The 12,427-nt window shown below is 45.7% G+C and carries 9 protein-coding genes; 4 read left to right on the plus strand and 5 right to left on the minus strand.

The features are described 5' to 3' along the window. Positions 1 to 915: 915 nt before the first annotated feature. The 4 genes from ACFQ1C_RS03675 to ACFQ1C_RS03690 form a co-directional block, all read right to left on the minus strand. On the minus strand, positions 916 to 3,042 hold the full coding sequence (locus ACFQ1C_RS03675; protein WP_379557182.1) for a YjbH domain-containing protein: 2,127 nt from the start codon (positions 3,040 to 3,042) through the stop codon (positions 916 to 918). After that, positions 3,042 to 3,836 (minus strand): capsule biosynthesis GfcC family protein, encoded by a 795-nt coding sequence (locus tag ACFQ1C_RS03680; RefSeq protein ID WP_379557183.1) that lies wholly within the window; start codon positions 3,834 to 3,836, stop codon positions 3,042 to 3,044. Before ACFQ1C_RS03680 ends, ACFQ1C_RS03675 begins: the two co-directional genes overlap by 1 nt. Continuing rightward, positions 3,833 to 4,516: a YjbF family lipoprotein gene (locus tag ACFQ1C_RS03685; protein ID WP_379557184.1), complete on the minus strand. Its 684-nt coding sequence runs from the start codon at positions 4,514 to 4,516 to the stop codon at positions 3,833 to 3,835. Before ACFQ1C_RS03685 ends, ACFQ1C_RS03680 begins: the two co-directional genes overlap by 4 nt. 72 nt (positions 4,517 to 4,588) lie before the next feature. Beyond that, on the minus strand, positions 4,589 to 4,885 hold the full coding sequence (locus ACFQ1C_RS03690; protein ID WP_379557185.1) for a hypothetical protein: 297 nt from the start codon (positions 4,883 to 4,885) through the stop codon (positions 4,589 to 4,591). A gap of 674 nt (positions 4,886 to 5,559) precedes the next feature. On the opposite strand from ACFQ1C_RS03690, the gene ACFQ1C_RS03695 reads away from it, so the two are divergent. Beyond that, positions 5,560 to 6,678: a polysaccharide export protein gene (locus tag ACFQ1C_RS03695; RefSeq protein ID WP_379557186.1), complete on the plus strand. Its 1,119-nt coding sequence runs from the start codon at positions 5,560 to 5,562 to the stop codon at positions 6,676 to 6,678. A 258-nt stretch (positions 6,679 to 6,936) separates the two neighbouring features. After that, positions 6,937 to 7,371 (plus strand): arsenate reductase/protein-tyrosine-phosphatase family protein, encoded by a 435-nt coding sequence (locus ACFQ1C_RS03700; RefSeq protein WP_379557187.1) that lies wholly within the window; start codon positions 6,937 to 6,939, stop codon positions 7,369 to 7,371. 175 nt (positions 7,372 to 7,546) lie between these two features. Here the strand turns inward: ACFQ1C_RS03700 and ACFQ1C_RS03705 are convergent, their stop codons facing one another. Further along, on the minus strand, positions 7,547 to 7,915 hold the full coding sequence (locus ACFQ1C_RS03705) for a GxxExxY protein (protein WP_379557188.1): 369 nt from the start codon (positions 7,913 to 7,915) through the stop codon (positions 7,547 to 7,549). Positions 7,916 to 8,303: 388 nt separating this feature from the next. On the opposite strand from ACFQ1C_RS03705, the gene ACFQ1C_RS03710 reads away from it, so the two are divergent. After that, positions 8,304 to 10,511 carry a polysaccharide biosynthesis tyrosine autokinase gene (locus tag ACFQ1C_RS03710; RefSeq protein ID WP_379557189.1) on the plus strand — a complete coding sequence of 736 codons (2,208 nt, stop codon included), beginning with the start codon at positions 8,304 to 8,306 and terminating at the stop codon, positions 10,509 to 10,511. 485 nt (positions 10,512 to 10,996) lie between these two features. Continuing rightward, positions 10,997 to 12,274 carry a Vi polysaccharide biosynthesis UDP-N-acetylglucosamine C-6 dehydrogenase TviB gene (gene tviB, locus ACFQ1C_RS03715; protein ID WP_379557190.1) on the plus strand — a complete coding sequence of 426 codons (1,278 nt, stop codon included), beginning with the start codon at positions 10,997 to 10,999 and terminating at the stop codon, positions 12,272 to 12,274. Positions 12,275 to 12,427 lie beyond the last annotated feature (153 nt).

A 12,427-nucleotide genomic window follows, 5' to 3' on the forward strand; every position in this document is an offset into this window, starting at 1 on the left:
TTTGGTTCGGTATTGCATACACTTCCTCACTCTGAAGAAGTGTCTACTTATTCGGGGCCATTCCAGAATGGATTGCTTCGCTGCGCTCGCAATGACGACGTAGGGCGTAGTGGCAATACTCTCGTCATTGCGAGGAGCGTAGCGACGCGGCAATCTAGGTTTAGGCACTGTGCGGCTTTGCAGAATGGATTGCTTCGCTGCGCTCGCAATGACGACGTAGGGCGTAGTGGCAATATTCTCGTCATTGCGCCTAGGCAGAAGTCTTTAAAACCTAAAGATATATCTGCAACGAAAACCGCGAAACCCACGAAAAGATCAACATAAGATCGAAAAAGCCTTAATGGTAAGGGCAAGGCTTACATACTTGCAGGCTTTGTGTCTGCTTTTACAGTCAGAAGCTCGTTTCAGATCTTATCCTTATTTTTCCGTGGGTTTCGTGGATTCCGTGGCAAAAATAGATTTAAGGTAAGATCGAGCCCTATGCAGCCTTACCGGTATAGGGTCAGGCTCGGCATGACGGCCCCGGTATCTCGCCATTAAAGATTAAAAACTTTTTTGCCACGGAATACACGGAAGAACACGGAAAAATAGAGATCAGATCTGAAAAGATAATTTATGGGTAAGATCAAGCCCATGCCGTCTTACCGAGGCTACCAGAACGGTGTCTATCTTTAACTTACGGCGTATAGCGTATAGCGTAGGGCGTAAAGCTGCGGGATGCTTGCTCTTACCAATAAGATCCCTTAGTCATTTTTCGCTCTTATCCCATCTTAATTTTTCCGTGGGTTTCGTGGATTCCGTGGCAGATATGGCTTTAGGTTTGTATCTAGTGGCAATAAAAAAGCCCCAAGTCATCTGACTCAGGGCTTTCTGTTTTACTGGGCGCTTGGTGCTGGGCGCCGGGCGCTGATTTTATTAAAGCCCCAAATAGGGTGCTCTAGCGTCGGTAAGGCCGTATAGACCGTATCTGCGACCGAGCATTTGGCCGCCGTCTCGGGTTAGCGGAACCCAACTGATATTGGCGCGACTAGTGCTGGGGTTAAGCGTCATAATGTCGAACGGAATCGACAAATAAAACCCCTTGTTAAAGCTACCCTCACCAAAGTCCTCGCTCGACACATCAGTAAAAGTAGCAAACGCGCCGGCAATAATCCCGCTGTCAAATTTATGTGAAATATCAAAGGTGGCGCCTTTGTCACCGGCTAAATATTGGCCTGCATGCACTTGCAGCAGCGTGTTTTGCAGGCCCGGTATGTCGTAATACGCGCTCACATGGCCGGTGTTAACCGAATAATCTAACAAACCTATTTGGGAGTCATAATCACGCTGCTTCACCCAGTTAGCGTTGGCACCCAGTGCCCAATTAGTATCAGTAGGGCGATACAACACCTCGCCACCCGCACCGGCAAACATCAGCTCTAAATAACCACCATAACCTTGGGCATACCAATTAGGCGCTACTCGGTCTAGCCAAGTTAACTGCAGGTTCTCTAGCCGCACTGGGTTGTCTTTCACATATTTTCGAATATTAGTACGCACCGGCGGCAGTACTGCTGTTCCACCGCGATAGCCCTCATCCAACTTGTCGTAGTTATCTAACAAGTTCACATATAAGGCAGCAGAAGCCAGCCAATGGTCAGTTACGTTAGCTTCTGCACCCGCTAGCAAACCAATTTGATACATATAAAACGATTCTGGGCCACCAAACGACTGCTGTAATACCGGTGACAAACCAAAGCGCAGCCGATTATTGGCCTCAGCAACCGCAGTGGCGCTTTGGTAGTTACCCGGTTCGTGCGTACTAAAGGAATCGCCTAACTCAGCGCCCACATACGCATTGTTGGCCGCCAAGCGCAGGGCTGGCATATCAAAGGTTTGCTCAGTAAGAGGTAAGCTTTTTTTCTGTTCAATTAAGTGCACCGTTGTAATATCGTCTGGCACCTGATTAGCCAGCAGCATAGCGGCACGTTGTTGAGCCTCGCTACGGTCGCGATACTTACCCTGCTCGGCCTTAATAATCAGCTCATTATTAGTACGATAAATATCCGCATTGTTATAGCCCGCATTACTAGCTAAATCGCCTTGTAAACGTTCCCAATCGGCCTGCTCTGGTGCCAAAGCGCTGGCTGCTTCAGTAGAGGCAGACCTAAAGGCATATTCAGGATGCGGCACATCGTTCCAGCTCGGCGTAAGTTCATTAAAATTGGTGCGCATAGTAATGCCTAAGTTGAAGGTGTTACCGCGCTCAAGTCCGGCATGCAAATCTAACCAATCAAAAGCCCTATAAACCGCACCTACGTTAATGGGGGAGTCTACGTCTAGCTTACCCGCTACATCATTTACATAGTTATTGCTGTCATATTCCATCTTTAAGCGCAGCGGTTGCCAAGGCGTTTGATACTCTACGCCACCAAACAAGGCCGCGGTGCCACGAAACATTTTATTAGCATCAAACTTACCGCCGCTGCCCAGCGTGCCAATAGGGCGATCGCAAAAGCCGTCTGCCACTTCACAAAAAGGGTTACTGATGTTGCCGCGAGTACCTAAATAACCCCAACCCATACCCAGCGTTAAGTCTAATGGGCCAAGTCGTTTACTGGCCGCCATAAATTCAGAAGCAAACAAGCCAGTGCCGCCCAAGTCGCGCGCCCCTACACTTAGCTCGGGCAGCCATTGGCGCTCTTTTAGTAATCTTACCTTGGCGTCTATACCCTTATCTTTAAGGGTTTGATCGCCGCCAAAATCACCATTACCACCATACTTTTTTGTGCGCACATCCACATAGCGTATGGTGGTTTCCAGCCAAGGAAACAACTGTAAAGACAATGAATAGCGCCGATATTGGTCGGTATCAAAATAGTTAAGGCTAAATTCACCTTCTTTATTCATGCGGGCAGAAGGCATTTGCATTAACCCGGCGCCACCAAAGTCCGACTGCGACGGCATCGGCACAAAAGGCGTTAACGGTTCAGCAAAGGCAGGTGCAGGTAATACAGCCGCCATGGCTAACCCCAAGGCGCGGTAATGAAAAAGCTGTTTCATTAAATTTCTCGGTTGGCAAAAAGAGTCATAATGCGTTGGTTCAAATCGGCAAACTGTGTTGGCAAGTTGGCAAAGCCCACATACAAGGTGGCCCCAGGCGCCACACCCACAAAGACCGGGGCAAACGGGTCAACAGGGCTGCTCATTATTTTGCCGTCTGGCTGAATAATCCAAACTTGATGTTGTTCTGCGCCAGACAGTAAAGTTAACCGCCGACCATAATCATAAGCAAAACCACCGCCCACAAAAGGTCGTTTACCCGGTAAATGCACTAAGCCTTGGGCCCACACCACATTAGAGCGGGGCGGCAAATGCAATTGGTAATCGCCACTTAATAAAGGATTAAAGCGGGCATACAGTCGCACTTGATCAATATTCATGCTCACTGGCTGGCGTGGTACTAAGGGAAGCGCTTTTAACTGCGCAATCAGCTCTACGCTGGCACGCAGCAAGCCGTGTTTGCCTTGGCGCCCCCAGCGCTGGCCCAATACCTCTAAGTCGGTTATCACCAAGGTGCGTAGTATTTCCAGCTCTATTTGTTCACTGGGTTTAGTTAACTGGCCCCAGCGGGCATCTAAGCCAGTGGCTTGCAATTGCGCTAACACTTGCTCCCAACGCACCGGCTGATTAAATTGCAGCTGCAAGACGCTAGACGTTGCTGGAGTGCGCACCGCTATGTTCACAGGGTTGGCGGGTAGGGGGTTGGCCGTGGCCGCTAAAGGTGCATTAAATAACATGCTGGGTAATAACAAAACGGCAAGTAATGTAAAAATACGAATAGCTAGATGTTTCATGGTTGATAAGGCTTAAGTAAAGTAATTTCTACTGCCGGCAAGCCCGGCCCAATAAACTGCCGACTTTTAATAACGGCACCGGTGTCGGTAGCTAACCAAAAGGTATTTTCTTGTTCAATATTTAACTTGGGATAAATTACCAACTCACTAAATTTTACTAAAGTGACGGGCTCATTCAAAATAGTCACTTGCTCTGGCCCGCGGTATTCAAAGCGAGATATCGCCTTATAACCACTAAAGTAACCGGGTTGCCAATCGTGCTCTGTGCCCCAGCGCAGTAACGCAGGGTTGCCTTGTTGCCATAATTGCAGCAGCTGTGGCAAAGGATCATTATTGATATTGGCGGTATAAGTAAGATTGTGGCTAAAGCCCTGCGTGCGCACCAAACGGCCATGCTGCGTCACTATCATGGCTTTATCTTGAGTCACCCACTTCAATTCCTCACCTTCTGCAAACGCTAACGCAGATAGCACGCGTGGGCCGTGGCCCCATTTAAACTGAATGGCGGCATAGGGCAGGGCTGCAACGTATTCTTTAGTGATGGCCACATCTTTATAGCCTAAGGCCGCCAGTTGCAAGGTGGCATTAACGTCGGCGATTCTTTGATTACAGCCAGCGAGCAACAGCGCAGCTGTTAACGCCACCGCCCGAGCAACGCCTGCATAAAACGCGGTTTGCATAAAATTTACCAGCAAGAAAAAAGCAAATAAAAAGGGGCTAAGCCCCTTAATTGATAATCAAGCTAACTGCGCTTAGTTAGTAGTACCTGGAGTAGTACCAGGTGTAGTACCAGGAGTACTATTGTCATCACTGCTGTTAGCCGACACCGCAACAGCAATTGCGGCAGCGGCAGCAACAGCACCCGCCACAGCCACAGCAGCAGTACCCAAACCTACCGCAGAGCCAGCAGCAACGCCACCGGCTGCAGTGCCCGCGCCCGCAGTACCAGCGGCACCTGTAGTTGCAGTGCCAGTACCCGTTACTGTTTGTGCCTGTGCGGGCAAAGCAAAAGCTGCACCCAGTAATAAAGCAATAGCTGCCTTTTTCATCTTTATTCTCCTTGTAGTTAGTTTTTACAACCTAGCACAGTAAACTGTATGGTTATGTTAAACCGACGCTAGCAATGTATTCAAATGATACATAATGGCGTGTAATTTACCATTTAAAAGCCAGTTAGGTAACGAAAACTTAATCTGGATCCCGACTTAAGTATATTATTAAATGCTAATGCTAAAAGATTGGTATTTATGTCAGTCGAATTGGGTACTACACCTCACACTTTTTTATGGTAGCATACGTCCAAATTTTTCTTAGTCACTCATTTTAAATTGCAACGCATTTTAAGAATAAAGGGCTAAGGACTCAAAATTACCTTTGATTTTAAAATTAAAAAACCATTAAAAATCAAAGGTATAAATAGTTTTAAATCAGCATCGAGGGGCTGCAACCTTGTGGCGGTAGCGTGCCTATTTAAAATTACAGCAATTAAGTGGCTGTTTTTTAACCATCTAGCAGTTTGTTTATTTTTAAGGCAAGTTGGGTGTGCTCTGTTAACGTTTAGCTAAGTTTAATAGAGCACTTCACTCACCTAGTTAGCCCCGCTTTACGCAGCCATCGCCCTTAATTACCAGCGTAGTAATTTGTTTAGGCTAAATTAGTCGCCCATTCACTAAGCACACTTGCTTTTATTGTTTCTTACCTATTAAACAGTAGATATAACTTAATGAAATATGCTTATTCAATTCCAGTTCTATTATTAAGCACAGTACTACTCAGTGCTTGCACCGTGATCCCCGGCTCTCATTTTTCAGACTCGTACGGCACAGTTGTGGATCAATATCACGACAAAAATGATGACTTGAGTGAGCTCATCGATATTTACCCCATTACCGCAGCATCTGTAATGGCGCAATCGGCGACCCCTGCCGTGGTGCCAGCTAGCGATCAAGCCCTGCGCGAACAAATTGCCGAATATGATTATCGTGTAGGCCCAGGTGATGTATTAAGTGTTACCGTATGGGATCACCCTGAGCTGACTACTCCTGCGGGCCAATACAGAAGCTCAGAAGAAGCCGGTAACTGGGTGCACACCGACGGCACCATGTTTTATCCCTACATTGGCAATATTCAAGTAGCCGGCTTAAAGGTAAGTGAAGTTCGTGATTTAATTAGCAAGCGCCTAGCCCGTTACGTAGAAAGCCCGCAAGTGGATGTCACCATAGCGGCGTTTCGCTCTAAGTGGGTGTATGTAACAGGTGAGGTAGAAAACCCCGGCACCCTGCCTATTACTAACATCCCCCTTACGTTAATAGATGCCGTCAGCAAAGCCGGTGGTGTTACTGAGTTTGCCGACTGGCAAACCGTGGTGCTAAACCGCGGCGAGCAAAGCTTTCGTTTCTCGCTGCGCGATCTCTATAAAGACGGTGATGTAAGCCAAAATATTTTGTTGCAGCCTAATGATGTGATCAATATTAACCGTAACGACGACAGCAAAGTCTTTGTACTGGGCGAAGTGGGCAAGCAACAAACCCTACCTATGGGCCGCAACGGTAAAACCTTGGCCGAAGCACTGGCCGATGCAGAAGGCATGAGCCAAGTAACCTCAGACGCCACCGGGGTGTTTGTGTTTAGGCGCGCCCCCACCGAGAGCGGCCGCATTGCCGATGTGTATCAGCTAGATGCCAAAAATGCCGCCGCCCTGGTGCTGGCCGACAGCTTTAAGCTGCAAGAACGAGACATCGTATTTGTTACCGCCGCCCCCATCTCCCGCTGGAACCGCGTAGTAGGCCAATTACTACCAACCCTATCCGGCGTATACACCGGCACCCGCGTAGGCGAATAGATTTAGTGTTGAATTATGAGTGTTGAATGTTGAGTTAAGGTCAAAAACTAACATTCAACACTAGTGCTCTTTGCCACGCTTCTTTGCTACGAGAGTCACGGAACAACACGGAAGTAGGGCAACAACCCAACAGCCAAAGAGACTTTTATTATGTAAGGTCTTAACCATAGAGATCACTTGTTTGGATCTTTTTCCGTGTGATTCCGTGTGATTCCGTGTATTCCGTGGCGAAAAATATTTCATCTTTTAGGTGTTAAAATGTTTAATAATATTTTAGTGGTCTGCGTGGGTAATATTTGCCGCAGCCCTACCGCTGAGTTTTTGCTAAAACAAGCCTTGCCCAATAAAACCGTGCACTCAGCGGGCTTAGGCGCTTTGGTTGATCACGACATAGATGCTACTGCCAAAAAGGTAGCCGAGCAGCACGATGTAGCGTGCCCGACACACAGCGCTCGCCAGCTAACTAAAGAACTATGCCGAGAAGCAGACGTTATTTTGGTTATGGAAAGCAAACACAAAGAAAGCATCACTAGGCTAGCCCCCGAAGCCCGCGGCAAAACCTTCTTGCTAGGCCAATGGAACAGCAACCAAGAAATACCCGATCCATACAAAAAAAGCGAAGAAGCGTTCCAGCACGTCTACGAACTTATCGCCAAAAACAGCAAACTCTGGGCCGAGAAACTCGGAAAGTGACACAGGGAAAATGCCTTCGCAACGGAATCCACGGAACCCACGGAAATATTAAGATGAGATAAGAGCGAAAAGTGACTAAGGGATCTTATTGGTAAGGTCTTAACCATTAAGTACGCACTTTCAGATTTGATCACTATTTTTCCGCGGACTCAGTGGATTCCGTTGCGAAAAAGCCCTAGTGGTTATGTACTATGCGTTTGATAGTCGCCTTGGGCCAATTGAAGTTGATTAACAGTCCTAGTTTCAAACCGGTAATCTTTAAGTAGTTGATTACTTGTGCTTCTGATGAGTGATGTAAGCTGGTTTGGGCTTTTAGCTCTAGCAACACTTTGTCCTCGACTATTAAGTCGGCCCTATACTCGCCTACCTCATGGTTTTTGTAGTACACGATAAGTTGTGGCTCACACTTTACTGCAAGACCTTGGGCTATGAGTTCGTGCATCAAGGCCTTTTGATAAACTGCTTCTAAAAAACCAGAGCCGAGCTGTCGATACACTTCAAATACTGCGCCTCGGATTTTGTAAGTTAGTTCTTCTTCATACATACGAGCCTCCTTGCCCTTTATGTATTTAGAACTATAGACCCTGAAACCATTTCGTAACGGAAAAACACGGAATGCGCAGAAAAATTAAGATGAGATAAGAGCAACAGAGATTCCACTTGCTGTTTTTTAGGCCTTACCCATAAGATATTTATTCTGGTTCTATCTTAATTTTCCTACGGGTTCAGCGGATTCCGTTGCAAAAATTATTTAGTTTTTAAGCTCACAGCCAACACCCGCTCCAGCAGCAAAACACTGATATAAAAGGTAAGCGCGCCGCTAATGCTCTTAACACATAAAATTTCGTACTTAGTGTTATGTTAATTTTTCCGCGGGTTCCGTGGATTCCGTTGCAAAATAACTTTTTTAGTTTTAAACAAGAGAACCAGTAATGACACAGCAAACTGCAATTAACTCGCGGCCGCAACAGAGCGATCAAGAGGATGAAATAGATCTAGGCAGGTTGTTTGGCCTGCTTATGGATGGCAAATGGATCATCATTAGCATCACCGCCATTGCCATGATCTTAGGCGTAGCCTACGCCTTGCTGGCCACGCCAGAATACAAAGCCAACGCACTACTACAAGTAGAAGAAAAATCAGGCGGTATGGCAGCCTTTGGCGACATGGGCGAAATGTTTTCGGGCGGTAAAAGCAGTGCCGATGCCGAGATTAATATTATTACCTCGCGTAAAATATTAGGCGCTGCAGTTGATGAAGTGAAACGCGATATTATCGTAGCCCCTAAACGCTTCCCACTGGTTGGCAATTTTTTTGCGCGTCGTTATCAAGAAGAACAACCCGCCAATGCCAGCATGTTCAGTAGCTACGCTTGGGGTGGCGAGCAAATTAATGTCAGCCAATTGGACGTACCCAATAGTCAGCTAAATAAAGCACTCACGCTGCGCACTACCGAGCAGGGGTTCGACCTACTTAATGCAGACAACAAAGTCGTGCTGCAAGGTCAAGTGAATCAACTGGCCGAGCAAAGCGGTATTCGCATTTTAGTGACCGATTTAGTCGCCCGCCCTAACACCGAGTTTACATTGGTTAAAGCTAGCCATTTAGAAGCTATTACTACTCTTAAAACTGGTTTAAGCGTTAGCGAAAAAGGCAAAGCGACGGGGATTCTAGAATTAAGCTTAACCGGTGCTAACCCCGCAGAGATTACCAATAGCCTGAATGCCGTTGCTCAGCAATATTTATTGCAAAATATTCAGCGCCAGTCGGCAGAAGCTGAAAAGAGCCTGCAGTTTTTATCTGACCAGCAACCCGAGCTTAAGGGCAAGCTAGACCAAGCTGAAGAGCGATTAAACCAATATCGCCAACAAAATAAATCAGTCGACTTAGGGTTAGAAACTCAAAGCGTATTAACCCAATTAGTCGATCTAGAAAAGCAGCTGAATGAGCTCTCTTTTAAAGAGTCTGAACTTAGCCGCTTATACACCCGTGCCCACCCCAGCTACCAAGCGCTGCTCGAAAAAAAGCAATCATTGGCTAGAGACAAACAAGAATTGTCTGAAAAAGTAGAAAACTTACCTAACACTCAGCAAGAAATTTTACGCCTCACGCGAGACATGGAAGTCAGCCAAGAGATTTACATTCAGCTGTTAAACAAGGTGCAAGAGCTGAACATTGTTAAAGCCGGCACCGTAGGTAACGTGCGCATCATAGACGATGCCGTTACCGCGCCTGCACCAGTCAAACCGAAAAAACCACTTATCGTGGTGTTGGCGACCATGTTGGGTGGCATGTTTGGCGTGGGCTTGGTACTAGTGCGTGGTTTGCTTAACCGTGGCGTAGAAAACCCCGAAGACTTTGAGCAAGCGGGCATTAACGTGTATGCCAGCATACCGTTAAGTGAACTTCAGCAAAAAAATACCATTAAAAACAGACGTAAAAATGCACGGGTAGAGCAAGGCAGTTTATTGGCGATAGTTAACCCCGCAGACTTAGCGATAGAGTCGTTACGGGCACTGCGCACCAGCTTGCACTTTGCCATGTTAGAAGCTAATAATAATGTGATCGCTATTGGTGGCCCAAGCCCAGAGGTGGGTAAGTCATTTATCAGCTCTAACCTAGCAGCCATTTGCGCGCAGTCTGGCCAAAAAGTCTTACTAATAGATGGCGATATGCGCAAAGGTTATTTGCATGCCATTTTTAATAAAAAAGCAGAGCAGGGTTTATCTGAGCTGTTAAGCGGTCGATTAGATTTATCGCAAGCCGTACACAGCGCAGAAATAGATAACCTACACTTTATAGCTCGCGGCCAAGTGCCGCCAAATCCCTCCGAGCTGTTGATGCATGACAACTTCAGCAAACTGCTGGCAGAAGTTGGCAAGCAATATGATCTGGTTATTATCGATACCCCGCCAGTATTAGCGGTGACCGATCCGGTGATTATCAGTGCCCAGGCCGGCACTACGCTCATGGTAAGCCGCTTCGCTCAAAACCCGCTTAAAGAAGTAGAAGTAGCTCAGCGTCGTTATCAGCAAAATGGCATTAATGTTAAAGGCATTGTCTTTAATGCCGTCGAGCGCAAAGCTTCCGCTTATGGCTATGGTAACTACGGTTACTACAACTACGAATATAAGTCTTAAATTCAATGTTGAATTTTGAGTTGTAAATGTTGAATGAAGGTCAAAAGATCAAGATAAGAAATTTTGCCACGGAATACACGGAAAAATAAGGATAAAAGCGAAAAGGGCGTATTATTGGTAAGAGCTAGTGCGGTGCCCTTTGTAGCCGCTGCTTTATCTGTGGGTACTGCGCCAGCAATAAGCTCTAAAGATCTTTTGCAACGGAATCCGCAGAATCCGCAGAAAAATTAAGCCGGGATAAGGTCGAAAAGTGACTAAAAGATATTGATTGTTAAGGTCTTAACCATTAGATGTGTCTTTTCAGATTTGATCTCTATTTTTCCGTGGGTTTCGCGGATTCCGTTGCAGAAATATTTTTGGTTTATTCAACATTCAACATTGCCTTTAAAAAGCATTCAACATTGCCTTTAGAATCATTCAACATTCAACATTGCCCTTTACCTGTGTTTCGTTGCAAATAATTTTTAAAAGAAAAGGTTTAGTAGATGCTTAAGCAAAGTGAAGTAAAAATAGCCATTATCGGCTTAGGTTATGTTGGGCTGCCACTCGCCGTTGAATTTGGTAAAGCAAGAGATGTCATTGGTTTTGATATTAATCAAAAGCGGATAGATGAACTGGTTGGCGGCCACGACTCAACGCGTGAAGTAGATGATGAATCATTACAATCTGTGAAAGGCTTGAAGTTTAGTAGCAACATAAAAGACCTTGCCGACTGTAATGTTTACATTGTTACTGTACCCACGCCTATTGATGATGCCAATGCCCCGGACTTAACACCATTGCGCAAAGCATCTGCCATGCTGGCTACCGTGATTAAAGAAAATGATATCGTTATTTACGAATCAACGGTTTACCCCGGTGCCACCGAAGAAGTATGTTTACCGATTATTGAAAAAGGCTCGGGCCTTAGGTTTAATCAAGAATTTTATGCCGGTTACAGCCCAGAGCGTATTAACCCGGGTGACAAGGTAAACACCTTAACTAAAATTAAAAAGATCACTTCGGGATCAACCCCAGGAATTGCCAAATTCATAGATGATTTGTACGGTTCTATTATTACCGCCGGCACCTACTCCGCAAGTTCAATTAAAGTGGCAGAAGCAGCTAAAGTAATTGAGAATACGCAGCGCGATCTTAACATTGCTATTATTAATGAGTTTGCGAAAATATTTAATCAGTTGGGTATTGATACTCAAGAAGTGCTAGAGGCGGCAGGTACTAAGTGGAACTTTCTACCCTTTAAGCCTGGCTTAGTCGGTGGCCATTGCATTAGCGTAGACCCCTATTACCTGACCTATAAAGCCAAAGAAGTGGGTTATCAGCCAGAAGTTATCTTGGCCGGTCGCCGCATTAACGATGGCATGGGCCGTTACACTGCTACACAATTGGTAAAAGCGGTATCTCGTAAGAAAATTCATATAGATGAAGCACGAGTATTAATTTTAGGCTTTACCTTTAAAGGTGATTGCCCCGATGTGCGTAACACTAAAATTATCGACATGGTTGATGAGCTTAAAAGCTTCAATATGCAAGTCGATGTACACGATACTTGGGCCGATCCCGATGAAGTAAAACACGAGTATGGTATCGAGTTAGTAAAAACGTTAACGCCTAATAGTTACGATGCAATAGTACTAGCCGTGGATCACAGCGAATTTAAAGCGTGGGGCGAAGCAAAAATACGCAGTTACGGTAAAGAAAAGCACGTTCTTTATGACGTTAAATACGTCCTCAAAAAAGGTGAATCCGACCTGCGCCTCTAACTTACTATTAGCCACGAAATCCACGAAACACACTAAAATAAGACAAACATAAGATTATTGCTTATAAGATCTTACCAATTAAAAATTTTTAGATAAATTTTGAATTTTTCGTGTTCTTTCGTGGATTTCGTGGCAAAAAATATTTATAAGGTT

Source organism: Oceanisphaera ostreae (assembly GCF_042676125.1).
In the GTDB taxonomy this organism is placed as follows: Bacteria; Pseudomonadota; Gammaproteobacteria; order Enterobacterales; family Aeromonadaceae; genus Oceanimonas; species Oceanimonas ostreae.

What these genes read in the sequence shown, in the direction of transcription:
- ACFQ1C_RS03675 (WP_379557182.1), bottom strand. Translation starts at nt 3,042, where the DNA reads ATGAAACAGCTTTTTCATTACCGCGCCTTGGGGTTAGCCATGGCGGCT.
- ACFQ1C_RS03680 (WP_379557183.1), bottom strand. Translation starts at nt 3,836, where the DNA reads ATGAAACATCTAGCTATTCGTATTTTTACATTACTTGCCGTTTTGTTA.
- ACFQ1C_RS03685 (WP_379557184.1), bottom strand. Translation starts at nt 4,516, where the DNA reads ATGCAAACCGCGTTTTATGCAGGCGTTGCTCGGGCGGTGGCGTTAACA.
- ACFQ1C_RS03690 (WP_379557185.1), bottom strand. Translation starts at nt 4,885, where the DNA reads ATGAAAAAGGCAGCTATTGCTTTATTACTGGGTGCAGCTTTTGCTTTG.
- ACFQ1C_RS03695 (WP_379557186.1), top strand. Translation starts at nt 5,560, where the DNA reads ATGAAATATGCTTATTCAATTCCAGTTCTATTATTAAGCACAGTACTA.
- ACFQ1C_RS03700 (WP_379557187.1), top strand. Translation starts at nt 6,937, where the DNA reads ATGTTTAATAATATTTTAGTGGTCTGCGTGGGTAATATTTGCCGCAGC.
- ACFQ1C_RS03705 (WP_379557188.1), bottom strand. Translation starts at nt 7,915, where the DNA reads ATGTATGAAGAAGAACTAACTTACAAAATCCGAGGCGCAGTATTTGAA.
- ACFQ1C_RS03710 (WP_379557189.1), top strand. Translation starts at nt 8,304, where the DNA reads ATGACACAGCAAACTGCAATTAACTCGCGGCCGCAACAGAGCGATCAA.
- tviB (WP_379557190.1), top strand. Translation starts at nt 10,997, where the DNA reads ATGCTTAAGCAAAGTGAAGTAAAAATAGCCATTATCGGCTTAGGTTAT.